The organism is Streptomyces sp. SDT5-1 (assembly GCF_052245995.1).
Lineage (GTDB): Bacteria > Actinomycetota > Actinomycetes > Streptomycetales > Streptomycetaceae > Streptomyces.
Map to the genome: position 1 here is coordinate 727983 of NZ_CM125963.1, position 25120 is coordinate 753102.

General features: G+C 73.3%; 22 protein-coding genes. 4 read left to right on the plus strand and 18 right to left on the minus strand.

Translation table 11 applies throughout. The features are described 5' to 3' along the window. Positions 1-3: 3 nt before the first annotated feature. The 12 genes from ACTWJ8_RS03410 to ACTWJ8_RS03465 form a co-directional block, all read right to left on the minus strand. Positions 4-813 carry an FAD/NAD(P)-binding protein gene (locus tag ACTWJ8_RS03410; RefSeq protein ID WP_356379959.1) on the minus strand — a complete coding sequence of 270 codons (810 nt, stop codon included), beginning with the start codon at positions 811-813 and terminating at the stop codon, positions 4-6. Next, positions 810-1274: a Crp/Fnr family transcriptional regulator gene (locus ACTWJ8_RS03415; protein WP_356379962.1), complete on the minus strand. Its 465-nt coding sequence runs from the start codon at positions 1272-1274 to the stop codon at positions 810-812. The genes ACTWJ8_RS03410 and ACTWJ8_RS03415 overlap by 4 nt, the downstream gene beginning before the upstream one ends. Further along, a complete protein-coding gene (locus tag ACTWJ8_RS03420; protein ID WP_443262814.1) occupies positions 1271-2398 on the minus strand; it encodes a 4Fe-4S dicluster domain-containing protein in 1128 nt (375 codons plus the stop codon). Before ACTWJ8_RS03420 ends, ACTWJ8_RS03415 begins: the two co-directional genes overlap by 4 nt. A gap of 34 nt (positions 2399-2432) precedes the next feature. Then, entirely contained in the window at positions 2433-2660 is a 228-nt protein-coding gene (locus tag ACTWJ8_RS03425; protein WP_356379968.1) for a hypothetical protein, read from the minus strand. 100 nt (positions 2661-2760) lie between these two features. Then, complete coding sequence (locus tag ACTWJ8_RS03430; RefSeq protein WP_443262815.1) at positions 2761-3300, minus strand: flavodoxin domain-containing protein; 540 nt, start codon at positions 3298-3300, stop codon at positions 2761-2763. 15 nt (positions 3301-3315) lie between these two features. Next, the gene (locus tag ACTWJ8_RS03435; protein ID WP_356379973.1) at positions 3316-4053 is read right to left on the minus strand and encodes a CBS domain-containing protein; all 738 of its coding nucleotides are present in this window, start codon (positions 4051-4053) and stop codon (positions 3316-3318) included. Positions 4054-4094: 41 nt separating this feature from the next. After that, positions 4095-6779 (minus strand): bifunctional acetate--CoA ligase family protein/GNAT family N-acetyltransferase, encoded by a 2685-nt coding sequence (locus ACTWJ8_RS03440; RefSeq protein ID WP_443262816.1) that lies wholly within the window; start codon positions 6777-6779, stop codon positions 4095-4097. Positions 6780-6831: 52 nt separating this feature from the next. Beyond that, a complete protein-coding gene (locus tag ACTWJ8_RS03445; RefSeq protein ID WP_356379978.1) occupies positions 6832-7179 on the minus strand; it encodes a HypC/HybG/HupF family hydrogenase formation chaperone in 348 nt (115 codons plus the stop codon). Between the two features lie 7 nt (positions 7180-7186). Next, the gene (gene hypF, locus ACTWJ8_RS03450) at positions 7187-9487 is read right to left on the minus strand and encodes a carbamoyltransferase HypF (protein ID WP_443262817.1); all 2301 of its coding nucleotides are present in this window, start codon (positions 9485-9487) and stop codon (positions 7187-7189) included. Positions 9488-9491: 4 nt separating this feature from the next. Further along, a complete protein-coding gene (locus tag ACTWJ8_RS03455; protein ID WP_443262818.1) occupies positions 9492-9992 on the minus strand; it encodes a hydrogenase maturation protease in 501 nt (166 codons plus the stop codon). Between the two features lie 30 nt (positions 9993-10022). Next, positions 10023-11045, minus strand: coding sequence for a type I glyceraldehyde-3-phosphate dehydrogenase (gene gap / locus ACTWJ8_RS03460; RefSeq protein ID WP_356379987.1), 1023 nt, complete (start codon positions 11043-11045; stop codon positions 10023-10025). 112 nt (positions 11046-11157) lie between these two features. Continuing rightward, complete coding sequence (locus tag ACTWJ8_RS03465) at positions 11158-12165, minus strand: Acg family FMN-binding oxidoreductase (RefSeq protein ID WP_443262819.1); 1008 nt, start codon at positions 12163-12165, stop codon at positions 11158-11160. A 189-nt stretch (positions 12166-12354) separates the two neighbouring features. Here ACTWJ8_RS03465 and ACTWJ8_RS03470 point away from each other — a divergent pair, with 189 nt between their 5' ends. Then, a complete protein-coding gene (locus ACTWJ8_RS03470) occupies positions 12355-13218 on the plus strand; it encodes a universal stress protein (protein ID WP_356379993.1) in 864 nt (287 codons plus the stop codon). A 39-nt stretch (positions 13219-13257) separates the two neighbouring features. Here ACTWJ8_RS03470 and ACTWJ8_RS03475 read toward each other — a convergent pair whose 3' ends face one another. Genes ACTWJ8_RS03475 through ACTWJ8_RS03485 form a run of 3 tightly spaced genes read right to left on the minus strand, consistent with a single transcriptional unit; the run spans position 13258 to position 17776 of the window. Beyond that, entirely contained in the window at positions 13258-14145 is an 888-nt protein-coding gene (locus ACTWJ8_RS03475) for a universal stress protein (RefSeq protein ID WP_356379996.1), read from the minus strand. A 49-nt stretch (positions 14146-14194) separates the two neighbouring features. Next, on the minus strand, positions 14195-16879 hold the full coding sequence (ppdK, locus tag ACTWJ8_RS03480) for a pyruvate, phosphate dikinase (RefSeq protein WP_443262820.1): 2685 nt from the start codon (positions 16877-16879) through the stop codon (positions 14195-14197). Between the two features lie 12 nt (positions 16880-16891). After that, positions 16892-17776 carry a universal stress protein gene (locus tag ACTWJ8_RS03485; RefSeq protein ID WP_443262821.1) on the minus strand — a complete coding sequence of 295 codons (885 nt, stop codon included), beginning with the start codon at positions 17774-17776 and terminating at the stop codon, positions 16892-16894. Positions 17777-17988: 212 nt separating this feature from the next. On the opposite strand from ACTWJ8_RS03485, the gene ppk2 reads away from it, so the two are divergent. Together ppk2 and ACTWJ8_RS03495 are read left to right on the plus strand one after the other, a co-directional pair. Continuing rightward, positions 17989-18792 carry a polyphosphate kinase 2 gene (gene ppk2 / locus ACTWJ8_RS03490; RefSeq protein ID WP_443262822.1) on the plus strand — a complete coding sequence of 268 codons (804 nt, stop codon included), beginning with the start codon at positions 17989-17991 and terminating at the stop codon, positions 18790-18792. Between the two features lie 40 nt (positions 18793-18832). After that, complete coding sequence (locus tag ACTWJ8_RS03495) at positions 18833-19759, plus strand: universal stress protein (RefSeq protein ID WP_443262823.1); 927 nt, start codon at positions 18833-18835, stop codon at positions 19757-19759. A gap of 222 nt (positions 19760-19981) precedes the next feature. On the opposite strand, the gene ACTWJ8_RS03500 is transcribed toward ACTWJ8_RS03495, so the two are convergent. The 3 genes from ACTWJ8_RS03500 to ACTWJ8_RS03510 are packed head-to-tail and all read right to left on the minus strand — an operon-like array spanning position 19982 to position 24120. Then, entirely contained in the window at positions 19982-23242 is a 3261-nt protein-coding gene (locus ACTWJ8_RS03500; protein ID WP_443262824.1) for a glycosyltransferase, read from the minus strand. A 54-nt stretch (positions 23243-23296) separates the two neighbouring features. Then, positions 23297-23551, minus strand: coding sequence for a hypothetical protein (locus ACTWJ8_RS03505; RefSeq protein WP_443262825.1), 255 nt, complete (start codon positions 23549-23551; stop codon positions 23297-23299). Further along, the gene (locus tag ACTWJ8_RS03510; protein ID WP_443262826.1) at positions 23521-24120 is read right to left on the minus strand and encodes an AMP-binding protein; all 600 of its coding nucleotides are present in this window, start codon (positions 24118-24120) and stop codon (positions 23521-23523) included. Before ACTWJ8_RS03510 ends, ACTWJ8_RS03505 begins: the two co-directional genes overlap by 31 nt. 197 nt (positions 24121-24317) lie before the next feature. Between ACTWJ8_RS03510 and ACTWJ8_RS03515 the strand changes: the two genes are divergently transcribed. Further along, positions 24318-24596 (plus strand): hypothetical protein, encoded by a 279-nt coding sequence (locus ACTWJ8_RS03515; protein ID WP_443262827.1) that lies wholly within the window; start codon positions 24318-24320, stop codon positions 24594-24596. Positions 24597-25120: the final 524 nt, after the last annotated feature.

Sequence of the window (25120 nt, forward strand, 5' to 3'; positions counted from 1 at the left end):
TCGTCACAGCTCCCTGACGGCCATGAGGGGCGCTGCCCGGTCGTGGCCGAGGACCGGGCCGTCGCGGCACAGCAGCACGGGTCCCAGCTGGCAGTGCCCGCAGTGGCCGGTGGCGCAGCGCATGTTGCGCTCCAGGGAGACCCGGATCCGGTCGGGCGGCACACCCCGATGCACCAGGTCGCGTGCGGTGGCCCTGATCATCGGCTCGGGACCGCACACGAACGCCGTGGTCTGTCCCGGGTCGAAGCGCGCACCGTCCAGGAGCCGTGTGACCAGGCCGATCTCGCCACGCCATGCGGCGTCGGGGTGGTCGACGGTGACCCCGGTGTACGCCGTGTCCCACTCCCCCGTCTCCGTACGGCAGATGAGGTCGGAGGGGGTGCGGGCGCCGATGAGCACATTGGTGCGTCCGTACGCGCCCGGGTCGGCGACGGCGTGCCGGATCAGCGGCCGCAGTGGCGCGAGACCGATGCCTCCGGCGATCACCACGAGGTCCTGGCCGAGCGCCTTCTCCACCTCCCACGACGTGCCGAAGGGACCGCGCAGCCCCACCGTGTCGCCGACCCGCTCGCCGCACAGTGCGGTGGACACGGCACCGACCGCGCGGATGGTGTGGGCCAGGCCGTGGCCCGCGGTCTCGATCCCGCTGACCGACACCGGTATCTCCCCCACCCCGAACGCGTACACCATGGCGAACTGGCCCGGTGAGAAGCGCGTGAGCGGCGCGTCCACCGGGGCGAGGCGCAGCGTGACCGTGTCCGGTGTCTCGTCCCACCGTTCGACGACCCGGTACGGGGTGGGGGCGGCGCTCATCGGGGCAGTCCGCTGCCGTGCGGGGCGTACAGGTCGAGGAGGCGGGTGCGCGCGGCGAGGAGCCGGTGGGCGAGGACCTCGCCGACCCAGTGCTCGACGTCCCTGCCGAAGTCCGCGTCGTCGGCGCACAGTTCCCGCACCTTCGCGGCATCGAACTCGTAGGCGCGTACCGGGCTCATGGTCTCGGCGCCCAGCTGCCACACGTACGGGTCGAACAGCCAGGACCAGCCGACGAGTTCACCGAAGCCGAGGCTTTCGATGACGGCCGGACGGCGGCCGGGGACGTGCATGTCGAGGGCGACGGTGCCGGTGCGGATGATCCAGAAGTGTTCGGCGTGCGCGCCCTCCTCGAGAATCCGGGCTCCCTGGGGGAAGTTGACCGGTCGGGCCAGCTCCATGAGGCGGGTACGGTGGATCCCGGACAGTGCCTGGACCATGCGGGGTGTCGTTGTGGCGATCATCGTGGGGCCTCCTCTGCGATGGCCGCGACTTCCTCGGTGATGTCGATGCCGACGGGGCACCAGGTGATGCAGCGCCCGCAGCCCACACAGCCGGTGGAGTCGAACTGGTCGTGCCAGGTGGAGAGTTTGTGGGTGAGCCACTGCCGGTAGCGGCTGCGCGGTGTCGCGCGGACCGGGCCGCCGTGCAGCCGGGTGAAGTCGAGGTCGAAGCAGGAGTCCCAGCGCTGCCACCGCTCGGCGTGGTCGCCGGTGAGGTCGGTGACCTCCTCCGTGGTGGTGCAGAAGCAGGTCGGGCAGACCATGGTGCAGTTCCCGCAGGTCAGACAGCGCGCGGCCACGTCGTCCCAGCGGTCGGCGTCGGGCTTCGCGCCGAGCAGCGCCCGCAGGTCGACCGGGGGCATGGCCCGGCCCATCCGGTCGCGGGCGGAGTCGACGGCGGCGCGGGCGGTGTCGGCCGACACGGGGTCGCCCGGGGTGTGCGGCACCTGTTGCAGGAGCCGGGCGCCGTCCGTGGTTCCGACGCGGACGAGGAAGCGGTGCCGGTCGGCGTCGACGAGTTCGGTCAGCGCGAGGTCGTAGCCGGCGTCCGCGCCGGGGCCGCTCCCCATGGACACGCAGAAGCAGGTCTCACCGGGTTCGGTGCAGTCGACGGCGACGAGGAACGCCTTCCGCCGCCGCTCGGCGTAGCCGTCGTCCTTGAAGCGGCCGCCGGCCAGGACCCGGTCCTGGATGGCGATGGCCCGCAGGTCGCAGGGGCGCACGCCGAGAAAGGCGTAGGTGGGCCGCTCGGCCGTCGAGGGTCGGACGGCCAGCCCGCCGCCGGGGTCGCGGTCCGCGTCCCACACCTTCTCGCGCTGCGGGTGGAGGAAGGACTTCCAGGACTGGGGGCCCGAGGTGTGCGCGAAGACGGCGGCGTCCGCGCGGCGCACCAACCGGTAGTGTCCGGCGTCCAGTTCGGTGCCCCACCCCCACGGCAGCGACTCGGCCCCCTCCAGCTCGGCGAGCACCACGGCGCCGTCGCGCACGGTCGGTCCCACGACGGTGCGGCCCTCGGCCGCCAGGGCCGTGATCAGGGCGTCGAGCCCGCTCCGGTCCAGGATCGCCGTGGTTCCGATGGCCTCCATGGCCGCCTCCTTCGTCGGGTTGCCGGTTTCCAGGTCACCGCCAGTGGCGCTCGTGCCGGCCGGAGTCGGAGCGGCCGCCGATGTAGTGCCGTTCCTCGACGACCCGTTCGCTCTCGCCCGGCAGTCGGCGCAGCCCCGTGAGGGTGCTCAGTCCTGCGATTCCGCCCGCCATCAGGACCAGGCCGAGCACCGAGGCGTGGAAGCCGAACACCAGGCCGGCGCCGAGGACCACCGCTCCGAGCAGAAGCAACATGGCGAACATGTCGTGCCTCCTCCCTGCGGGCCTCGGGGGCGAAGCCCCGGGGCCCCTCACCAACAGACTCCTCCGCGCGCGGGCCCTTGTCCTGGGCCGAAAGTCCCTGTCAAAAGCCCTGCCCGGCCCTTCCGGTCCGCCCGTCCGAGCGGAGTTCGCGGGCGATGCCCTCCGCCCACGCCGTGATCTGCGCGAAGTCCCGGAAGTCGCCGCCCTTGCCGGAGTTGACGATCATCCGGGCCATGCGTCCGCGGGCGTTCTCGTCGAGGCGGCCGCCGAAGGTGATGTGGCCGCGCGCGTCGATGCGGTCCGCGATCCTGCGCACGCCGGGCACCGGCGGGATGTCGCGCTCCGCCGCCGAGGCGTCCAGCGGGCCGCTGCTGAACAGCCACACGGGCATTCCGCGCAGGGCACGCGCGTTGCGGCGCGCGAAACCGCGGGCGTTCCGGTGCCAACGCCCCGCGTACAGGCCGCCGCCGATGACCACCGCGTCGTGGTCGTCGACCCGTGTCCGGGTGTCGCTCGCCGGACGGACCGTGACGGCGCAGGCCGCCTTCGTCAGCACCTCACCGATGTGTTCGGCGATCTCGGCGGTGGAGCCGTTCTTCGTCGCGTGGACGATCAGCACGCGGGGGCTCGTGTCCGGCATGGTCCTTCCTCCCCTTCAGAGTTTGCGCAGCCAGTCGTCCGCGACGCCGTGCAGGGCGTCGCTGTCCGGCCTCAGGTGCGAGTCGTCGAGGCGGTACGTCAGCTTGTCCACCACGCCGACCACTCCGTCGATGTGTCCGGTCATCCGGGCCGCGATCTCCTTCTCGCTGATCCGCTCCACCTGGCCGGAGAGCGTGACCACGCCCTCGTGCACCTGGACGGAGAGGGTCTGCGGGGCCAGCCACAGGCTGCGCACGAGCACTTCGTCGATCACCTCGCGACGGATCTCGGCGTCGGTCCGCAGGAACGTCTGCAGCAGATCACGGCGGGTGACGATGCCGACGAGCCGTTCCTCCTCGTCGACCACGGGCAGCCGCTCCACCTTGTGGTGGGCCATGGTGCGGGCGGCCTCGGCGATGGTGTCCTCTGCATGCACCGTGACGGGCGGCTGGGACATCAACTGACCTGCCGTGCGCGCCCTCGCCTTCTGCGCCTCGACGCGGGCGGAGCGGCTGAGCGCGGGCAGCCTGAAGCGGCGCCCACGGCCGCCGTACGGGCGTTCGTCCGGCTGCGCCTGCCGGGTCAGGAGGTCGGTCTCCGAGATCACCCCGATGACGTGGGTCTCCTCGTCGACGACCGGCAGTCCGCTGATGCGATGCCGGTGCAGCAGACGCGCCACCTCCTTGAACGAGGTGCCGTACTCGGCCCGGATCACATCACTCACCATGACGGAACCGACCTTGCTGTGCTTCATGGTCTTGTCTCCTTCTCACTGCGTGCGGGTGGCGGACCCGGTCAGCGCAGCCGGCGCAGATACGGGTCCCGGGCGCGGGCCGGCGTCAGACGCACCCGTGCGTCGAGGGCCGTCACACCGTCGGCCGTGGCGAGGACCGGGTTGAGGTCGGCCTCGGCCAGCTGCGGAAGGTCGCCCGCCAAGGTGGACAGGCGCAGCAGGAGCTGCTCCAGGCCCTCCAGGTCGACCGGCCCCGCGCCGCCGCGCCCGAAGAGCAGCGGGGCGCAGCGCGGAGCGGTGATCAGGTCGTGGACGTCGTGGTCGGTCAGTGGGGCGAGGCGGGCGGCGTGGTCGGCGAGGACGTCGGTGGCCGTGCCGCCGAGGCCGAAGAGGACCAGTGGGCCGAAGACGGCGTCCTGGACCACTCCGGCGAACAGCTCGGTGCCGCGCTCGGCGAGCGGTTGCACCACGGCGCCGGTCATGAGCCCGGCGAACCGGGTCTCCAGGTCCCGCCAGGCCGCGCGGACCTGTGTGTCCCCGCGCAGGTCGAGGTGGATGGCGTGCTCGTGGGCCTTGTGCAGCAGTCCCGGCCAGTGGGCCTTGAGCACGACGAGGCCTCCGGGGCCCTTGACGCGTTCGGCGGCGAGCACGGCCTCCTCCTCCGTCTCCGCCCACGCCCAGGGCAGTTGCGGGATGCCGTAGCAGCCGAGCAGTTCGGCGCAGGTGCGAGGGTCGAGCCAGCCGCCTTCCGGGTGCTCGGCGAGGTGGCGGGCGACGACCTCCTCGGCGCGGGCCCGCTCGGTGCCGGCGACTTCGGGAACGGTGCCGGGCGGCCGGGCAAGCCAGCGGGCGCGGGCCACGCCGTGTGCGAGGGCCCGTGCCGCGGACTGCGGGTCCGCGTACGCGGGGACGTGCCCTTCGCCGGAGGGCAGCAGGCGTACGGGGACGTCCTGGTCGAGGAGGACGGCGGCGGTCGTGCGGGGCGCGCCGCGGGGTCGGGTGCCGGGTGCGGGGGCCAGGGATCGTACGAGGTCGTCGCCTGTCGCGGCGGCCACGGCCGTGGGCACCAGGGCCACGAGGACCGCGTCGACGGAGCCGGTGGCGGCGAGCCGGTCGAGGCAGGCGCGCAGCTCGTCCTCCGACACGGCGGCCGTGGCGTCGATCGGGTTGGTGGCGCCCGCGCCGGACGGCAGGACGTCCAGGAGCTCCCCCGCGAGTTCGGCGGGAAGCTCCGGCAGGACGAGTCCGGCCTCGGCGCAGGCGTCGGCGGCCAGCACCCCGGCGCCGCCCGCGTTGGTGACGACGGCCACCCGGGCGCCGGTGGGCAGTGGTTGCGCGTGCAACAGGGCCGCGGTGTCGAGGAGTTCACGAATGGTGCGGGTCGCCGTGATGCCGGCCTGGGTGAACAGGGCTTCGCGGGTCATGGTGCGGGTGGCCGCAGCGGCCGTGTGCGAGGCGGCCGCGCGCCGACCGGCCTCGGTGCGTCCCGCGTCCACGGTCAGCAGGGGCATCCGCCGGGTGATCCGGCGGGCGGTGCGGGAGAACGCCCGCGGGTTCCCGAAGGACTCCAGGTGCAGCAGGGCGAGGTCGGTGCGGTCGTCGCTCTCCCACCACTGCAGGAGGTCGTTGCCGCTGACGTCGTACTTGTCGCCGAGGGACACGAAACTGGAGACACCGATGCCGAGGCGTTCCAGGCCGCCGAGGAGCGCGATGCCGACGCCTCCGGACTGCACGGCGGCACCGGCGGTGCCGGGGCGCGGATGACTCGCCGCGAAGGTGGCGTCGAGGGCCACGCCCGGCTCGGTGTTGGCGAGCCCGAGGCAGTTGGGCCCCACGCACCGCATGCCGTGGGCGCGGCACGTCGCGAGCAGGGACGCGGCCTGTACTGCGTCGAGTCCCGCGGTGACGACCAGGAGGGCGCGCACGCCCGCCTTGCCGCAGTCCTCGGCCACGGGCCCGACCTCGGCGGCCGGAACCGCCACGACGACGAGGTCCGGCGGGTCGGGCAGAGCGGACACGGAGGGGCTCGTACGCATCCCGAGGATGCTGGCGGCACGCGGATGGACGACGTGGACGCGCCCTGTGTATCCGCCGGAGCACAGGTTGCGCAGGATCGCCCTGCCGACGGAGCCGGGTTTGCGGCCGGCGCCGACGACCGCCACGGAGCGGGGCCGCAGCAGGGGGACGAGGCTGGCGACGTCCGCGGCGCGCCCGCGCTCCTCCACCGTCGTCAAGTACCCTTCGTCCTGACCGAGTTGGATGGTGCAGTGCACTTCGGGGCCGTCGAACCGGCGGGCGGTGCGCAGGCCCAGGTCGGCGAAGACCTTGAGCATCTCGTGGTTCTCCGAGAGCGCGTCCGCGGTGACGGCGGTGATGCCCTCGTCGCGTGCGGCGGAGATCAGGTGTTCCAGCAGCAGTGTGCCGACGCCCCGGTGGTGCCAGGCGTCCGACACCGCGAGCGCGATCTCCGCGAGATCGTCGTCCGGGGTGCGCTCGTACTCGGCGACACCCACCAGCTGTTCGTGCACTTCGGCGAGGAGCCCGCGGTGTCCCGGCGGGCGGTCGGGCCCGCACATGCGGTCCGCTGCCCGGCGGGCGGAGTTCCGGCTCAGGCCGAAGAACCGCAGCCGCAGATTGTCCGCCGACATCTCCTCGTACAGCCCTTGCACCGCGTCGTGGTCCGAGCCCCGGGCCGGGCGGATGCGGACGGTCGTACCGTCGGTGAGCAGTGCGTGTGTCTCGGCCACGGTCTCTCCCCTGTCCGTCGGCGACCGGCGCGGAGTCGGCCACCGGTCACCTTCAGACTCCGGCGCCCGCGCCGGGCTCCCCAGGTGCCGGGCGGGCATCCCCATGGGGCCGTCCGGCCCTACTCACGGCCTCCGTCCCGGCGGCGGGCAGTGCCTCACCCAGTTCTCCCTCGACGGCGCCGTCCATCGCGCGCAGCACGTCGAGCGTGCGCCGCGCCTCCGCCTCGTCGACGGTGGTGATGGCGAAGCCGACGTGCACGATGACGTAGGTGCCGGTGCGCGCCAGCGGCGTGTACGCCAGGCACACCTCGCGGCGCACACCACCGAAGTCGACCGTCGCCATGGGCAGTCCAGCGCTGTCGTGCGTCTCCTCGATCCGTCCGGGGATTCCCAGGCACATGAGGCGCTCACTCCTTCGTCCGCGCGAGTCGGGCGGCGGCCACGGCCGCCTGTCCGTAGCTGATGCCGCCGTCCCCGACCGGCACCTCACGGCCCACGAGGACCCGCAGTCCCTGGGCGCGCAGCAGGCGCCGCACGTCGGCGAGCAGGCGCCGGTTGACGAAGCAGCCGCCGGCGAGGCAGACCGTGCGCGGGGCGCCCGACTCCACGGCCCTGCCGACGAGTTCGGCGGTGGCCGCGGCGAGGGTGGTGTGGAAGGCGGCGGCCAGCGCGGCCACGTGTTCGCCGTCCGCGCGGCGGGACAGCAGGTCGGCGAGGGTGGGCTGGGGGTCGTACACCCACAGACCGCGGTCCCGCACGATCCGGTGGGCGAGCGGCGCTGCGCGGCGGCGCGCGGCCGCCGCCTCCAGCGCGACGGCGGCCTCGCCCTCGTAGGTGACGCTGTCGACGAGCCCGAGCAGGCTCGCGGCCGCGTCGAAGAGGCGGCCCGCGCTGGAGGCACGGGGGCAGTTGAAGCGCCGCTCGACCATGGTGCGCACGGTGGCCGCGCCGTCCGGCGGGAGGCGCGCGGTGAACGTGTCGGCCAGTTCCGGGGCGGGGCCCGGCGATCCGAGCGGTTCGGCGCCGTACAGATATCCGAGGGCGGTACGCCACGGGTGGCGCACGGCCGCGTCGCCGCCGGGCAGCGGCGCGGTGCCGAAACGGCCCACCCGGCGGTACGCGGTCAGATCGGCGACCATGATCTCGCCGCCCCACAGGGTGCCGTCGTCGCCGAGTCCGAGGCCGTCGTAGGCGACCCCGGTGAACGGCCGTGTCAGCCCGTGCTCGGCCGCGCAGGCGGCGAGGTGCGCGTGGTGGTGCTGGACGGGGACGAGCGGCAGCCCTCTCGCCCTGGCCCACTGGGTGGACAGGTATCCGGGGTGCGGGTCGTGGGCGACGACGCGCGGTACGACGCCCGTCAGCTCCCCGAGGGCCCGGTACGTTTCCTCGAAGGCGTCGTGGGTGGCGGGGCCCGCCAAGTCCCCGATGTGCGCCGAGAGATGGGCCCGGTCGCCCTCGCCGAGCGTGAAGGTGTGCTTGAGCTGGGCTCCGACGCCGATCAAGGGGAGCGGCGCCCGCCGGGGCAGCCGCAGCGGCGCGGGGGCGAGGCCCCGGGCCCGCCGTACCGTGAGCACGCCGCGCCCCGACAGCTGGAGCACCGAGTCGTCGTAGCGGGCGTGCACCGGCCGGTCGTGGCTCAGGAAGCCGTCGGCGATTGCGCCGAGGGACACGCGGGCCGCCGCGTCGTCCGTGGCGATCGGTTCGTCGGCGCCGTTCCCGCTGGTGACCACGAGGGGCCGCGCGCACGCGCGCAGCAGGAGATGGTGCAGCCCCGTGGTCGGCAGGAAGATCCCGATCCGGTCCGTGCCCGGGTGGACCGCGCGCGGCAGCCGGACGCGGCCCGCGGTCAGCAGTAGGACGGGCCGCACGGCGGAGGTGAGCGCCGCGCGCGCGGACGCCCCGACGCGGGCGAGCCGCCCGGCCTCGTCCAGGTCGCGCACCATCACGGCGAACGGTTTGGCGGGCCTGCGCTTGCGCCGGCGCAGAACGGCGAGCGCCGTCGCGTCGGTGGCGTCACAGACGAGTTGGTAGCCGCCGAGCCCCTTCACCGCGACGATGCCGCCCGCCACGACCGTCTCGACGGCCGCGCTCAGCGCCGCCTCGCCGCGCAGGGAGTCCCAGGCCAGGGTGGGGCCGCAGTCGGGGCAGGCGATCGGCTCGGCGTGGAAGCGCCGGTCCCGCGGGTCCGCGTACTGGGCGGCGCAGGCCCGGCACATCGGAAAGCGGCGCATCGTGGTCCGTACCCGGTCGTAGGGCAGGGCTTCGATGATCGTGGCGCGCGGGCCGCAGTCGGTGCAGTTGATGAACGGGTAGCGGTACCGGCGATCCCGCGGGGCGAACAGCTCGGCCAGGCAGGCGTCGCAGATCGCCGCGTCGGGCGGGATCTCGCGGGCGGCCGTGCGGACCTCGGCCGGAAACGGCCCGGTGGCCCGCACGGCGAACCCGCTGCCGGGATCCGGGCCCGCGGCGCCCGCGTCGGACATCCGCACCGACCTGACCCGGGCCAGCGGCGGCGCCGCGTGCGCGAGGCGGCGGCCGAACTCCTCGACGGCGCCGGGCGCCCCGGCGACCGTGCCCGCCACGTGTCCGTCCACGTTCGCGACCCAGCCGTCGAGGCCGAGGGCGGTCGCGGTGCGGTGCACGAACGGGCGAAAGCCCACGCCCTGGACGATGCCCGCCGCCTCGAAGTCCCGTACGACACGGCTCATGCGCTCACCCCCGGGCCGCCGCGTCGCGGTACCGGACGATCTCGTCCTCGACCGAGTCGGTCAGCGGGCCGACCACCGCGGCCACGGCGCCGGACATGGCGGTGCCCAGCGAGCTGTCGCCGCCCTCGACCGCGTACACGACGAGCCGCTGCGGCAACCGGCCGAGCACGCGGGCGAGTTCGACGGCCTCCCCCAGGCCCAGACCGTGCGAGCTGGTGGTGGGCGGCCGGTTCAACCGCTCGGCGTCGAGCTCGATCCGGTGCACCCGGCCCGGCTGTCCCGGATGGGCGTGCGCGGCGTCCACGACGACCACCAGGCCCGCCCCCTCCCACAGGCCGATCAACCGGCCCGGGTCGCCGTCGCAGGTGGCCAGCACCGTGCCGGGCGGCAGCGGGCGTCCCACGGCGTGTGCGCGCAGCCGTTCCACGACGGCCCAGCCGACGCCGTCGTCGCGCCGGAACTCGTTGCCGACGCCGATCACCGCGATACGTGTGGCTGCGGCCATGGCCGCTCCCTTCGCCGGTTTTCCCCGGGGCTAGGTCAGGCGGGCGGCGACGTGTTCCGTGAGGTCGAGGAGGCGGTTGGTGTAGCCCCACTCGTTGTCGTACCAGCCGAAGACCTTGACCAGGTCGCCGTTGACCTGCGTGAGCGGGGCGTCCAGAACGCACGAGGCCGGGTCGCCGACCACGTCGCGGGAGACGATCGGGGCGTCGGACACCCGCAGGATCCCCTTCAGGGAGCCGTCGGCCGCCTCGCGGTAGGCCCCGTTGACCTCCTCCGCGCTCACGGGACGGTCGAGGCGGACGGTCAGGTCCGTCAGCGATCCGTCCTCCACCGGTACGCGCACGGCGAGCCCGTCCAGCGTCCCGGCCAGTTCGGGCAGCACCACGCCCACCGCGCGGGCCGCCCCGGTGCTGGTGGGGATGATGTTGACGGCGGCGGTGCGACCGCGGCGCGGGTCCTTGTGGGGGCCGTCGAGCACGACCTGGTCGTTGGTGTAGCCGTGAATGGTCGTCATGAGGCCCGCGGTGATGCCGAACCGCTCGTCGAGCACCTTCACCATCGGTGCGACACAGTTGGTGGTGCAGGAGGCGTTGGAGACGACGTGGTCCCTGTCCGGGTCGTAGGTCCCCTCGTTGACGCCCATGACCAGGGTGGCGTCGACCCCCTTCCCGGGAACCGACAGCAGCACCTTGCGCGCTCCCGACTTGAGGTGTGCCCCGGCTTCCTCACGGCTGCGGAAGCGACCGGTGGACTCGATGACGATGTCCACCCCGTGCGTCTGCCAGGGCACGGCGGCCGGATCGCGCTCGGCGGTCACGGCGATCCGCCTCCCGTCCACCGTCAGCGACGCCTCGTCGTGCTCGACGGTGCGGCGCAGCCTGCCGTAGGTGGAGTCGTACTCCAGCAGGTGCGCCAGTGCCGCCGGCGAGGTGATGTCGTTGACGGCGACCACCTCGACGGCGGTGCCGTTCCCGCTCTCGGCGCGCTCCAGCGCGCAGCGCAGGTAGTTGCGGCCGATGCGGCCGAAGCCGTTGATCCCGACACGTGTGCTCACGTTCCCGCCCTCCTGGTCGTCTCGCTCCGTCCTTGCCGCCAGCGTGCTGGCCCGCCGCCCGGCCGGGTATGGGCCGAGCGGGGCGTGGGCCGGGACCTTCGGCCCACGCCTGTCACGTCCTGCGCGCCCCGGCAGGGCGTGAGCACAGTGCGCCCGCCGCCAGGCGCGGGCCGGCCGCGCCCTCGGGGCCGTGGCCCAGGCGTACGAGCATGTGGACGTGGCCGGTGTGCTCGGGTGCGGGGCGCAGGGCCCGGCGCAGGTCGGGCCATTCCATCGCCTGGTGGAGCAGGGACGTGCGCAGCCCGTGGGCGGTGGCCACCAGCAGCACGTGCTGGAGCGCCTGCCCGGCCCGCAGCCAGTCGGCGCGGCGGTCGTGCGCGGTGCTCAGCACGGCGATCACCGGGTGTCGCTCGAACTCCTGGGCCGGCAGCCCCGAGACGTGGCGCCGCGCCGTGAAGTCCCGCATGGGCAGCTGCTCGTGGGCGTCCTGCACCCCGAGGGTGTCGCGCGGCATGCCGCAGGCGGCGTCGTCGTACGCGTCGCGGTGCACCCAGCGTCGGCTCTCGGCCGCGCGGTCGGGGTCGTGGCGGTTGCGCTCCTCGGCCTCCTTCGTGACCTTCAGGAGGAGGGCCTTCTCCGCGGAGGTCGGGAACCACAGCGCTCCCCCGCTCATGTGGGCGGCCTCGGCCAGTTCGGCGCACACTCCGGCGTCCAGGGGCCGGTCCGCGAAGGGGAACCGGGAGCTGTGCCGGCGCCAGATCGCTTCGTACAGGTCGGCGCGGTGTCCGGGCGCGCTCCGCGGTGGCGCCTGAGCCGTGCGCACACTGGCCAGCAGCTCCGGGTCGTCGGGGTCGGGCAGCAGCCGGGTCACCGGCATCCATCCGTCGTGCGCGACCGCGACGCGGAGGTTGAACACGGCGGCGCCGACCGACAGGTGCAGGGCCCTGCCCACGGGGTCCGCCTGGGGCAGGCAGCGTTCCGGAGCGGCGCGGACCTCCACGGAGGTGGTGTCGACGTTGAGGCGGAACCTCCATGGTTGCGTGTTGAAGATGGAGGGCGCCGCGACCGCGGCCGCCAGCCACCCTTCCAGGACAGAAGCGTTCAACGCGGCGGCACTCACGGCCACCACCTCCCAACCCTGGTCGTACGAGGGGCTCTTCGCCCAGGCTGCACATCGCGGGGCCGCACCGACATGGGCCGGACGTCCCCTCCGGCACTGCCGATCGGGCCCTGCCCACGGGGCCGCCGCGGTGGCAGCGTGACAGCGACGGGCTCCGCCCGCGGGCCCGGCGCCGAGGAGGCGGGAACAGTGGAGCAGACAGTGATCGTGGGAGTCGACGGCTCGGACCCGAGCCTGCAGGCGCTGGACTGGGCGGCCGACGAGGCCGCCCTGCGCGGCGGAGATCTGCGGGTCGTGCACGCCTCCCGCTGGGAGCGCTACGAAGTGCTCCAGCCGTCGTCCGGGCCGACCCGGGGCACGCTGCGGCAGCACGCCGAGCACCTCGTGGCGCAGGCCCTCGAGCGGGCCCGCAAGCGCGTGCCGCGGGTGCGCATGTCCGGCGACGTCGTGGACAAGGACCCGTCGGCCGCGCTCGGCGAGGCCTCGCGCGAGGCGGGGTTGATCGTGGTGGGCAGCCGCGGCCGTGGCACGTTCACCGGCCTCCTGCTCGGTTCGGTGAGCCTGCCGGTGGCCGCGCACGCCGAGTGCCCCGTCGTCGTGGTGCGCGGGCACGACAAGAATGTGCACGGAGGCCACGGGCGGATAGCTCTCGGTGTCGGCGACCCCGAACGGTCGTCAGCGGCGACCGAGTTCGCCTTCCGCGAGGCGGAGCTGCGCAGGGCGGAGGTGCTCGCGCTGCGTGCCTGGCGCTGCCCCGCCCACGAGCTCCCTGACTACCCGACGGACGACAGCGAGGCCCATGTGGTGCGCGCCGAGAACGAGTTGACGACCGCGCTGCACGACCCGCGGGAGGCCCACACCGCGGTGCGCGAGCGCGCCGAGCCCCATGAGGGCCGGGCCCGCGACGTTCTGGTGGAGGCCTCCGCACTCTCGGACCTGCTGGTGGTCGGCGCCCGTCGCCGGCGCAGTTCGGTCGGCCTGCAGCTCGGCCCGGTCGGGCACGCCGTGCTGCACCACGCGGCCTGTCCGGTCGCCGTCGTGCCGCACGACTGACACCGGCACCGACACCGGTGGGGCCCGGCGAACCGGTGGTCATCCGTGCGGGACCACCGCCACCGGGCATCCCACATGGTGGATCACCGCGTGGGTCACCGCCCCCGTGCGAGGGCCCAACGCGGCCGAGCGGGCCCGCCGCCCGACGACCAGCAGACCCGCGCCCGCCGCCGCCCTGGCCACGTGGTGGGTGGGCCACCCCTCCGCCACGACCTCCCGCACCGGCACCGAGGGGAACTTCTCCCGCCACGGCTTCATGGCGAGGGCCAGCTCGGCCTCCGCGTGCTCACGGAACGTCGCGCGCTCCCCCGGCCCCACGAGGCCCCGGCGCACCGGCACGTGCCAGGTGTGGACCACCCGCAACGGCGCGCCGCGCGACTCCGCCGCGCGGAAGGCGAATTCGGTCACCGTGTCGCTCGTCCCGCGAAGGTCGATCGCGAGTGCCACGTCACGAGGGGCGCCGGGCCCCTCGGAGCGGTCGCCGCACGGCAGGCGCTCGCTGTCCCGCGTGTACGTGGCGCGCACAAGCACCACAGGGCACACCGCGCGGGACGCGACCGCGAGGGCCACCGAACCCGCGAGCACCCCGCTCACGCTCCCCAGCCCCTGGCTGCCCAGCACCAGCAGTTCGGCCGACGCCGACTCCGCGACCAGGGCGGGCACGGGCGCCGTCCTGACCTGCTCGGTGGACAGGTACACCTTCGGGTGCTTCTGGAGGAGTTGGTCGCTCACCGAGCGCAGCGCCCGGCGGGCCCAGTACTGCGGGGCCCGCAGCTCTGGAAGGGTGACGTCCGCCTGCGGCTGCCCCTCCCAGGCGTGGACCAACCGCAGGGGTGCGGCCCGGCGGAGCGCCTCCGCGGCCGCCCAGTGCGCCGCCGCGGTGCTCTCCCGCGAGCCGTCGACTCCCACGACGATCGGCTTCAGCATGATGCCCACCCCTTTCTCACATGTCCTGCGGTGCGCGGGCCGCACCGCCTCAGCGGGTGTCGTTCGTCCCGTCCGCGCCGAGCGCGGCCCGGCCCGCTTCGAGGCGCGCGGCCGGGACGCGGAACGGCGAGCAGGAGACGTAGTCGAGTCCGGCGCGGTGGAAGAAGCGGATGGAGGCCGGGTCTCCGCCGTGTTCGCCGCACACCCCGGTCTGCAGGCGTGGGTTGGCGGCGCGTCCCATGGTCACGGCGCGCTCCACGAGCACGCCCACGCCCTCTTCGTCGAGGCTCTCGAAGGGTGACGTCGCGAACACGCCGCGGTCCAGGTACAGCGGGAAGAAGGAGGCCTCGGCGTCGTCCCGGGACATGCCCCAGACCGTCTGCGTCAGGTCGTTGGTGCCGAAGGAGAAGTAGTCGGCGTACGGTGCGATGCGGTCGGCCGTCAGCGCGGCGCGGGGCAGTTCGATCATCGTGCCGATCGGGCAGTCGACGCTGACGCCCGACTCGCGCGCGACGTCGGCGATCACCTGCTCCGCCTCGGCGCGTGCCAGACGGAGTTCGGTGGCGTCGGCGACGAGCGGGATCATGATCTCGGCGCGCGGGTCGCCGCCGTCCCGCAGCCGCCGGACGACGGCCTCGGCGATCGCGCGGACCTGGGTGGCGAACAGGCCGGGCACGGCGAGGCCCAGACGCACGCCGCGCAGGCCGAGCATCGGGTTCTGCTCGTGCAGGGCCCGTACCGCGGTGAGGAGTTCGCGGGTACGAGGGTCCGCTCCGTCGTCCGTCGCGGCGCGCACGGACAGCTCCGTCAGGTCGGGCAGGAACTCGTGCAGCGGCGGATCGAGGAGCCGGATGGTGACGGGCAGGCCGTCCATGGCCCGCAGGATGCCGGTGAAGTCGTCGCGCTGGAGCGGCAGCAGGGCCCGCAGCGCCGCGGAGCGCGCGTCGTCGTCGCCCGCGAGGATCATGTCCTCGACCAGGACGCGGCGCTCGCCGAGGAACATGTGCTCGGTGCGGCACAAGCCGATCCCGCGTGCGCCCAGCCGACGGGCGAGCGCGGCGTCCGCGGGAGTGTCGGCGTTCGCCCTGACCTCCAGGCGGGCCGCCTTGTCGGCGTGGCCGAGCGCCCGCAGCACGGCGTCCCCCAGGGCCCCTTCGCGCTCACCGGTCTCGACGGTCCGCCTGACCTCGGAGTCGACCAGCGGCAGCGCACCGAGGTGCACGGTCCCCGCCGTGCCGTCGACGGAGACGGTGTCGCCCTCGCACACCACGATTCCGGAGTCCGTGGTCAGACGGCGCGCGGCGGGGTCGACGGTGAGGGTGTCCGCGCCGCACACGCAGACCGTCCCCATGCCGCGGGCCACGACCGCCGCATGGCTGGTCTTCCCGCCGCGGCTGGTGAGGACGGCCTCCGCGACGACCATGCCGGGCAGGTCGTCCGGTGTGGTCTCGCGGCGTACGAGGATCACGCGCGCCCCGGCCTCGTGCCGGCGGACCGCGCTCCGCGAGTCGAAGACGACCTCGCCGACCGCGGCGCCGGGCGAAGCGGGCACGCCCCGGGCGAGCGGCGCCCCGGCGGGCCGCTGGGCGAAGCGCGGGAACATCAGCCGGTTCAGGGCCGTGCCGTCGACGCGCAGCAGTGCGGTGTCCTCGCGGACGCGCCGCTCGTCCAGCAGGTCGTACGCGATCCGGAAGGCCGCCTCCGCGGTCCGCTTGCCGATCCGGGTCTGCAGGATCCACAGGGTGCCGCGCTCGACGGTGAACTCGACGTCGCACATGTCGCGGTAGTGCCGCTCCAGCGTGCCCAAGTGCCGTGCCAGTTCGGCGTACACGGCGGGGAGCTCCCGCCGCAGCGCGTCGATCGGCAGCGCGTCGCGTACCCCGGAGACGACGTCCTCGCCCTGGGCGTCGGGCAGATAGTCCCCGTACGGGCCGGGAGCCCCGGTCGCGGGGTCCCGGGTGAAGGCGACGCCGGTGCCGGAGTCGGGGCCGAGGTTGCCGAACACCATGGCCTGGACGTTCACGGCGGTGCCGAGGTCGTCCGGGATGCGTTCACGCGAGCGGTACAGGCGGGCGCGCTCGCTGTTCCAGGACGCGAACACCGCGCGTATCGCCTGTTGCAGCTGCTCGGCGGGGTCCTGCGGGAACTCCGCGCCGCTCTCCTCGCGGATCAGCGCCTTGTACTCGCCCACCAGGGACCGGAGTTGCTCCGCGTCCAGCTCGCCGTCGTCCTTGACGGCGCACTCCTCCTTGTGCCGGGTGATGAGGTTCTCGAACAGGGCGGGGTCGAGGCCCAGCACGGTGTGCCCGAACATCTGGAGCAGCCGGCGGTAGGAGTCCCATGCGAAGCGGTCCTGGCCGGTGGCGCGGGCCAGTCCCGCCACGCTGTCGTCCGTGAGCCCGATGTCCAGGACGGTCTCCATCATCCCCGGCATCGAGAAGCGGGCTCCGGAGCGCACGGACACCAGGAGCGGTTCGTCGGCGGATCCCAGGGTGCGCCCCGTGGCGCGTTCGAGGGCCGCCAGGTGCTGTGCCACCTCGATGCCGAGCTCCGGGGGTTCCGACCCTGTGGCCAGGTACGCGCGGCAGGCTTCCGTGGTGACCGTGAAACCGGGAGGGACGGGCAGCCCCAGGCCGCTCATCTCCGCGAGGCCCGCCCCCTTGCCGCCGAGCAGTTCGGCCATGTCACGACCGCCGTCGGTGAAGGCGTACACGTACTTCTTGGGCTTGCTCATGACGGGTCCCTCTCAGGGGTGCGGCACGACGGCCACGGGGCAGCGGGCATGGTGGATCACGGCGTGGGTGACGGGGCCGTTGCGCCGGCCGAGCGCGGGCCCTGCGCGCAGGCGGCGGCCGACCACGACGAGCGAGGCGCCGTCCGTCGCCGCCAACAGGGGTGGCGCGGCCCGTCCTTCGACGACCGTCGCGGTCACCTGGACGGAGGGGTGCTTGGCGGTCCACGTCTCCAGGACGGCCCGCTGGAAGCCGTGCCACTCGTCCGAGCGCCGCGGCCCCTCCGCGAGCGCCAGCTCACCGGGTCCCAGCGTGTAGAACGCGGGGCCGCGCCACGCGGACACCACCCGCAGCCGGGCGCCGTGCGACGCGGCGGCGGTGAATCCGAACTCGATGACCTCGTCGCAGGGGTCGGCCAGGTCGAGCCCCAGCACCACCTCCGGGGGAGGGCCGCCCGATTCGGCCGGTTCGCGGCGCCGGACGAGCACCACCGGAACGTTCGCGGCGCCCGCGACGTGCTGCGCGACGGAACCCGCCACCACGCCGCCGACGGCGCCCAGGCCGCGCGAGCCGAGCACCAGCAGCTCGGCCTGTCCGCCGGCCCTGATCAGTGCGCTCGACGCGGGCCCCTCCACGGCGTCGGCCGTCACACTCAGGGCCGGGAAGGCGGCACGCACGCGGGCCTCCGCCGCACCCAGCGTCGCGCGGGCCCGCTCGCGCTGCGCGGCACTCGCCTCGAACACGCCGGCCGGCACGTCCGACGAGGGGTGCGGACTCCAGTTCCAGGCGTGCACGAGCCTCAACGGCCGCTCGCGCAGCGTCGCTTCATCGGCCGCCCAGTCCGCGGCGGCCAGGCTCTCCGGGGACTCGTCTACTCCGACGACCACAGGTCGCAGCATGGTGCGGCACCCTCCGTGAGGTCTCCTGATCCGTCAGTCCGCATCGTCGCGCCGTCGCCGCTCCCGCAGGAGGGGCCGCCGGGCCCCGGAGAGGGCCGTCCGGCCCATGCCCGCCGGGTCCCCCACTCGCTCCCGCGGCTGAGTACGTTCGTCATGTCACTTCAAGGCGACCGGTCGACGCGGTCGCGACGCGACGAGGGAGACGAGGTCCCGTGGACAAGAAGCTCTACGAGCAGGAGCTCTACCGGCTCCAGACGGAGCTGGTGAAGCTCCAGAGCTGGGTGCGCGCGGAGAACGCACGCCTCGTCGTCGTCTTCGAGGGCCGGGACGCCGCGGGCAAGGGCGGCACGATCAAGCGGGTCGCCGAGCACCTCAATCCGCGCGTGGCCCGGATCGTCGCGCTGCCCGCACCGACCGAGCGCGAGCGCACGCAGTGGTACTTCCAGCGGTACGTGGAGCACCTCCCGGCCGCGGGTGAGATCGTGCTGTTCGACCGCAGCTGGTACAACCGGGCCGGTGTGGAGCACGTGATGGGGTTCTGCACTCCGGCCGAACACCGGCGCTTCCTGCAGCAGTGCCCCATCTTCGAACGGCTGCTGGTGGAGGACGGCGTTCTGCTGCGCAAGTACTGGTTCTCGGTGAGCGACGCCGTGCAGGAGCAGCGCTTCCGCCGCCGGCTCGAGGACCCCACCCGCCGCTGGAAACTGTCGCCGATGGACCTCGAGTCGATCACTCGCTGGGAGGCCTACTCGCGCGCCAAGGACGACATGCTGGTGCACACCGACATCCCCGAGGCGCCCTGGTACGTGGTGGAGAGCGACGACAAGCGCAGCGCACGCATCAACATGATCGCGCATCTGCTGTCGACGGTTCCCTACCGGGACGTCCCGCCACCCCAACTCGAACTCCCCGCCCGCCCGGCGGCGACCGGCTACGAGCGCCCGCCGCGGGAATTGCAGACGTTCGTGCCGGATCACGCCGGCTCCCTGACGCAGTCGCAGCACCCGCCCTCTTGAGCTACAGGGCACCACCTCGTGCCCCGGCGAAGGAGACGTGATGGCATCGTCTCGTGCCCCGATCATGGTCGGCATAGCGCCCGGCCTCTCCCACCGCGTGGCCGTCGCCTGGGCTGCCGACGAGGCGGCCAGGCGCCACCGGCCTCTGCATCTGCTCTGCGCCAGGCACCCGACGGTGGAGCACACCGTTCGTGAGGCCCTGGCCCTGGTCGCGGCTCGTCATCCACAGCTGGAGACCGTCGTGCATCCCCCCGTCGGCAGCCTCGTCACGGCTCTGCGTCACCATGCACGCACCGCGACGGCCATGGTGGTCGGACCACTGGGGCAAGACGCGTCGGACAGTACGTTCGCCACCGCCTCCGACGTTCTGCCGATCGTCGCGTACGCCAACTGCCCAGTGGTGGTCGTGCACCCTCCCGGCGGGAGTGCGCCCAGGGACCGCTTGGTCGTCGGTGTGAACGTCGGCTGGGACGGACGGCGCCATTCAACGGCCCCGCTCGACTGTGCCTTCGAGGCGGCCCGCCTGCGGGGCGTGGCGCTGCACGTGCTGTACGTATGGCGTCCACCGGTCCTCGGCGTACTCGACGAGCGCGCCGCGATGCAGGATTGCCGCATGATCCTTTCGCAGAGGGTGACGACTCTGCGGGCCCGCTACCCGGACGTAGAGGTGCGCCAGGAAGTCCGGCGCGGCTGCCCCTCGCGGATCCTGACACAGGAAGCCGCCGACACACTCGGCCTCATCGTGGGCGGCCGGGGACACAGCGACCTCATCGACATGCTGTCCGCCCCGGTCCTCCCGGCTGTTCTTCGCCGCGCTCCATGCCCAGTCGTCGTCGTGCCCTGCCCCGCCGCCTCTCACCACTCGCTCGAACGACCGCGCATCAACCGCGTGCGCCGACGGGCACGGTCCGCAGTCATCCCCCGCCTCCGCAGGCTCCTGCGCCCCATCCGTGCGCACCTTCGATGAGGCCGCGGGGCCGCTCAGGTGCCCGTGGATTCGGCCTTGTGTCGCCCAGGAAAGGGGCCAACGGCGGGCCAGGCCGCACCGGCCCAGATCACCCCGGCGTCGACCCCGGGTTTCGTAGGCCCGCGTTCGCCTTGGTCGGGCTCAACCGGTGGGTACTGCGCGTAGCCGCCTACGTCGCCCTGATGACCGACGACTGCCCGTGTCTCGCGGCGCCTCGCCGGCTCACGTACCCGCCCGCGAGGGCAACGGCCACAGTCGTACCGGCCGTTTGGCCGCGAGGTCCTCGACCCAGCCGACGAGGACGATCGCCGCCCCGATGAGGGGCCAGACGAGCAGGAACAGGAACCACTGAGAGCCGAGTGGGAGAGCCCTCTCGAGTGCGGGCACCTGCCACATCCGGTCGATCAACAGCACGCCGAGGACCAGCGCCACCTCGTGCCACAGATACACGGTGACGGCTCGCGCGTTGAGCAGGACGACGGTGGCGTGCACGGGCCGCAGGCGCCGTACCCAGTGGTCGCCGCTCGGAGACAGACGCAACAGGACAAGGACGAAGCCGAACGACCAGAGAGCCTGCGCCAAGGGGATCTCCCCGAGGTCGTACCCGACATCGCCGCCATGGGCGAGGGCGAACCAGCCGCCGAGCACCATGGCAAGTGCGCACAGTACGCCCACCCGCCCGATCGGAAGCCGTTCCAGGAGCCGGTCGCGGTGCGCGAAGCCCAGCAGCCAGCAGGCCGCGAACGTGACCAGGTCGGTGACGGGCCCCTCCAGGCGATCGGGCAGCGGCACCCGCCCGCTTTGGGCGACGGCGGCAAGGGCGAGGAATCCGGCCACGCACCACCACGGGCGCCGGCGGAAGAGCCGCAGCATGAGCGGGGAGAGCACGACGAAGAGAAGGTAGGCACGGATGTACCAGATGGGGGCCGCGATCTGCTGGGACCAGTCGCTGTGGGCCGCGGCGGGATCGTTCAACGGCACGATCCACCACAGCAGATCGACGCTCCCGCTCCTCGATGGCCGCCACCCCGAGGCGAACATCGCCGTCACCACACATCCGGCGAACACCCACAGCGGTGGCAGCAGCCTGCGCATCCGTGCCCGCACGACGGCCGGAGCGCTGCGGTCGCGCCGGTCGAGAGAGCGGGCCATCAGGGAACCGGCCAGCGCGAACATCACGCCCATGGCGGGGAAGGCGAAGGTCAGCCAGGCCCAGTTGAAAGTGTGGTAGGTGACCACCCGTACCAGTGCGAGGGCACGGAGGAAGTCCAGATAGAGGTTGCGGGGTGCCTTCGGGACCGGCGTCCTCGGAGTTTCCGCAGGGCGAACGGAGACACTGGTCGGCGCGGGTGGCACAGGCGCGGTGATGCGCCCCGTGCGGCGCAGCTTGTGCCAGCGCAGCCGGGCCCCCGTCACCGCGGTGGCGCACGACTGCAGCAGCACAAGGTAGAGCAGTTGACGATAGACGATCTGCTGCAGCGGCAGGGCCCACAGAGACCGCAGCTTCTCCCCGTCCAGGTGCAGTGCGTAGCCCGCGCACAGCGTTTGCAGGGCGAGCAGTCCGCCCCATACGAGGAGCGTGCGCCGCGGGTCCTGGAACAGCAGCCCGTACAGCAGGAACAGGTCGACAAGCGGTGCGAGCAGCGGGGTGACCGCTGTGAACAGCACGACGAGGACGAGACCGTAGCGTCCGAAGTGGCCGCCGTGGCCGCGCTCCACGACGGCGTGCCGGTGTTTCCACATCGACTGGAGCGTGCCGTAGCTCCACCGGTAGCGCTGGCGCCAGAGCTGGCCCAGACTTCCGGGCGCCTCAGTCCAGCCGCAGGCGCGCCCCTCGTAGACGATGTCCCACCCTCCTCGGTGCAGTGCCATGGTGAGGTCGGTGTCCTCTGCGAGCGTGTCACCGCTGACGCCGCCGACGTACCGCAGCGCGGAGCGCCGGAAGGCACCGACGGCGCCCGGCACGGTCGGGATACAGCGGAGCAGGTCGTACATGCGCCGGTCGAGGTTGAGACCCGTCACGTACTCGAGGTGCTGCCATGTCCCCAGCAGGTGAGTGCGGTTGCCGACCTTGGTGTTGCCCGCGACCGCGCCGACCCCGGCGCGGGCGAAGGGCTGGACGAGGCGGTGCACCGTGTCGGGCTCGAAGACGGTGTCGCCGTCCATCATGACGAGCAGGTCGTGCGAGGCGCGGGAGATCCCTGCGTTGAGTGCGGCGGCTTTCCCCTGGTTGGGTTGTCGGATCAGCACGACGCCGGGGAGACCGAGGGAGGTCACGACGGCAGCCGTGTCGTCGGTGGAGCCGTCGTCCACCACGACCACCTCGACAGGGTGGGTGCTGCCGGTCACCGACAACAGGGTCTGGGCGATGCATGCGCTCTCGTTGTAGGCCGGAATGATCACACTCACCGGTGCCGTGACCTCCGGCCCCCAGGTGAACCGGGGGTCGGCACGTTGGTGAGCATGGTGGTGGGCCAGGAAGAGCATCGCGGTCAGGCGCAGGAGCATCAGTGAGCCGGCCACCGCGAGCAGGACGGCCAGGAAGGGCACGACCTTGTCGGCGGCGACCACCGCGAACACGAGGATCCGCCCGCTCCACAACTCGGTTCCGTGGACGGGTTGATGCGCCTCGTCGGCGCCGAGCGCCTCGCTGACGGTGGCGAACCGGTAGCCGCGCTGTTTGAGTTCGGGCACGATCCGCTCGAGCGCGCGGACCGTCTGGGAGCGGTCTCCGCCGGAGTCGTGCAGCAGGACGACGGCGCCACGGCCGTCAAGCGGCCTCGTGACGTGCTCGACGATCGCGTCGACCCCCGGCCGCTGCCAGTCCTCGCTGTCCACGTCCTCGAAGACGGTGAGGTATCCCTTGTCGCCGAGCCGTCGTACCACGGGCCACGAGAGGTCGTCCAGATCGGCCGCCGCGGAGGAGTACGGCGGGCGGACGAGCGTACTGTGCACCCCCGTGGCACCTGCCAGGGCCAGCTGGGTCTGAGCCAGTTCACGGTCGAGCCGGAACTGCGAGATGCGGGCCGGATCGGGGTGGGTGAACGTGTGGACCCCCAGCTCGTGCCCGGCCCCGGCCAGGTTCCGGACGACCCCGGGTCGGCGAGCAACCTCCCCACCGATGACGAAGAACGTCCCGTCGACATGGTTGCGGTCGAGTACCCGCTGCACACGCGGCGTCCACGTCGGATCGGGCCCGTCGTCGAAGGTCAGCGCCACCACGTGGTCGGGCACGCGGTGGCCACGCGGCCGGGAGCCGCTGAACTCGACGATCGGGCCGCCCCGCAGCACCTCGCGGGGAACCCGGTCGGAGGCGACGGTACGGTGCGCACGATGGTCCGCGCCGAACTCGCCGTGCACGTAACCGTGCAGGAGCAGGACCCCGACCGCCATCGTCAGCGCGAACAGCAGGAGCGCGGTCCACAGGCCCGGGCCGCCGGCACGGCGCTGCCGTGTCCGGCCCCGGGACTGCTGGGCGCTCATGGCCCTCTCCTGTCGTCGTACTCGGCAGGAACCGGCCGCACGGTTCCTCTGCTGTCACACCCCGGCCCGGGACGCGATCAAGCGGTCGTCCTCGTCGAGGCGGACACCCGCCGGCCCGGAGAGGACCTCGACGAACTGCAGGTAGTCGAGCGAGTCCACCTCACCGAGCAGTCCGTTCCTCGCGCACGGGCGGTCGGTGACCGCTCCGAACCCGACGAGGGTCACGGTGAGTGTGGCTCCGGTCGGCTCCCTCGCCCGCGGCCGACCGGAGCGAGCGCTCACGAGGTGGGCGAGGACGGCGTCGTGCACGTGCAGCGCCTCCTTGGGGGCGGCGATCGTGCACCTGGTGAAGTGCGGCAGTGCCGTGTCCTCCCGTCCGTCGGTGGGATCGTGAACTCCGGCGGCGCCGCGGACATCAACTCGTCGAACGACTGCGTGTCGGGCAGCTTTTCCGCGCCCTCCCCCACGATCAGTACGTGCCACAGCCCCGGGAACTGTTCCCACACGCCTGCGCCCTTGCGGCGGCACCGGACGCTGGTGTTCTTCAGCGTGCCGATGACGACGGTGAGCAGGTCCGGCCCGCGTCCCAGGAGCGTGCACACGCGACCGCCGGGCCCGATGCTCAGAGAGCGCAGCCCAGCGGCGAACCGGTCGCTGCGCCGGGCGAGTTCGGCACAGGTGACGCTGGTGAGGGTGTCGTCGCGTCGGAGGGAGCGCAGCGCCACCGCTTCGCCGTGGCCCACGTCGCCATGCCGGTCGGCAGCCTCGTACGCCGTGTTCAGACCGCGCCCACCGGGCAGCCCGTGCGGTTGTCCGCGCGCGTTGGACCAGGTGAACCAGCGGCGCCCCCGCTCCCAGCGGATGGTCTGACACGGCATGACGACCCCTCCCTCGGGCTGCGGCTCCTGCTTCGACCCTCCGCCCGGTCGGCTGGGGCCCGCGCGGGCCGAAGGGCCTCGAACGGGGGCCCACCGGACCTCATGCGGCGCCGTCCAGGCACTCACCGGCGACGCCGGACGAACTGCAGATCGGACCGCCTGCTCGTTCTCACGGCTCGGCGGAGGAACGGTCAGGGGTGGTGGCCGTGCCGGTGGCCGGTGAGGACGTGCCGCTGCCACCGGTCGAGCCCGTGGCGGGCCCGCTTTGCGATGGACTCGACGGCACCGGGCCGGTGGACGGGGACGACGTCGGCGCGCTCGGCGCAGCCGTCGTGGGAGGGGACGGCGGTGGGACGACGCTTGCGGTCGGTGCGCTGCCCGACTCCGAGGGGCTGGGCGCGGGCGTCTTCGGCGCCGGTGACGCGGAGGGCACCGCGGGACCGCCGGGACGTTCCGGTGGGGTCGAGTGGTGCTGAACCGTCCCGGGGTCTTTGGACGGCACCCCGGGCACCGGAAGCACCGTGCGCGGCGCGAACGGCGTCGCCCCCATGAAGCTGAGCACCAGCACGAGCACGTACGCGGCGCTCACGGCAGCAGCCGCGTACACGAAACGCCGGACGACACGTCCGCGTCGGCCGGTGGCATCGACGAAGACCGGGGCCGACGCCCCGTCGCCCGAACCGCTGAGGCGCACGCGCGTCAGGGGCAGGGTGCGCGTCCGCCGTCGTCCGTCGCCTCCGAGCCCCTGGACGCGACCGGGCCTTCCCCTCCTGTGCAACAGCATGGCCGCCCTCCATCCCCCAGCGGGCCGTTCACGCACCACGCTCCCGCACCCCCGCACCGGAGCGTATGGGCCCCATGGCCCCTACGAAAGTGCCGGGCAGCCCCTCCGACGACGGCCACGGGTGGCAGCCGAGCGGAGCACTGCGCGCGCCCTATGCCCTGGTCGTCGGCAGCCCGACCGACGCCGATGACAGGGGCGTCGCCGACCTGCACCTGC

Bases quoted from the DNA above. Each gene is read 5' to 3' on its own strand.
- ACTWJ8_RS03445 (WP_356379978.1), bottom strand. From the start codon at position 7,179: ATGTGCCTGGGAATCCCCGGACGGATCGAGGAGACGCACGACAGCGCT.
- ACTWJ8_RS03475 (WP_356379996.1), bottom strand. From the start codon at position 14,145: ATGCTGAAGCCGATCGTCGTGGGAGTCGACGGCTCGCGGGAGAGCACC.
- ppdK (WP_443262820.1), bottom strand. From the start codon at position 16,879: ATGAGCAAGCCCAAGAAGTACGTGTACGCCTTCACCGACGGCGGTCGT.
- ACTWJ8_RS03510 (WP_443262826.1), bottom strand. From the start codon at position 24,120: ATGCCGTGTCAGACCATCCGCTGGGAGCGGGGGCGCCGCTGGTTCACC.
- ACTWJ8_RS03430 (WP_443262815.1), bottom strand. From the start codon at position 3,300: ATGCCGGACACGAGCCCCCGCGTGCTGATCGTCCACGCGACGAAGAAC.
- hypF (WP_443262817.1), bottom strand. From the start codon at position 9,487: ATGAGCCGTGTCGTACGGGACTTCGAGGCGGCGGGCATCGTCCAGGGC.
- ACTWJ8_RS03425 (WP_356379968.1), bottom strand. From the start codon at position 2,660: ATGTTCGCCATGTTGCTTCTGCTCGGAGCGGTGGTCCTCGGCGCCGGC.
- ACTWJ8_RS03495 (WP_443262823.1), top strand. From the start codon at position 18,833: ATGGCATCGTCTCGTGCCCCGATCATGGTCGGCATAGCGCCCGGCCTC.
- ACTWJ8_RS03500 (WP_443262824.1), bottom strand. From the start codon at position 23,242: ATGAGCGCCCAGCAGTCCCGGGGCCGGACACGGCAGCGCCGTGCCGGC.
- ACTWJ8_RS03420 (WP_443262814.1), bottom strand. From the start codon at position 2,398: ATGGAGGCCATCGGAACCACGGCGATCCTGGACCGGAGCGGGCTCGAC.
- ACTWJ8_RS03410 (WP_356379959.1), bottom strand. From the start codon at position 813: ATGAGCGCCGCCCCCACCCCGTACCGGGTCGTCGAACGGTGGGACGAG.
- ACTWJ8_RS03415 (WP_356379962.1), bottom strand. From the start codon at position 1,274: ATGATCGCCACAACGACACCCCGCATGGTCCAGGCACTGTCCGGGATC.
- ACTWJ8_RS03485 (WP_443262821.1), bottom strand. From the start codon at position 17,776: ATGCTGCGACCTGTGGTCGTCGGAGTAGACGAGTCCCCGGAGAGCCTG.
- ACTWJ8_RS03455 (WP_443262818.1), bottom strand. From the start codon at position 9,992: ATGGCCGCAGCCACACGTATCGCGGTGATCGGCGTCGGCAACGAGTTC.
- ACTWJ8_RS03435 (WP_356379973.1), bottom strand. From the start codon at position 4,053: ATGAAGCACAGCAAGGTCGGTTCCGTCATGGTGAGTGATGTGATCCGG.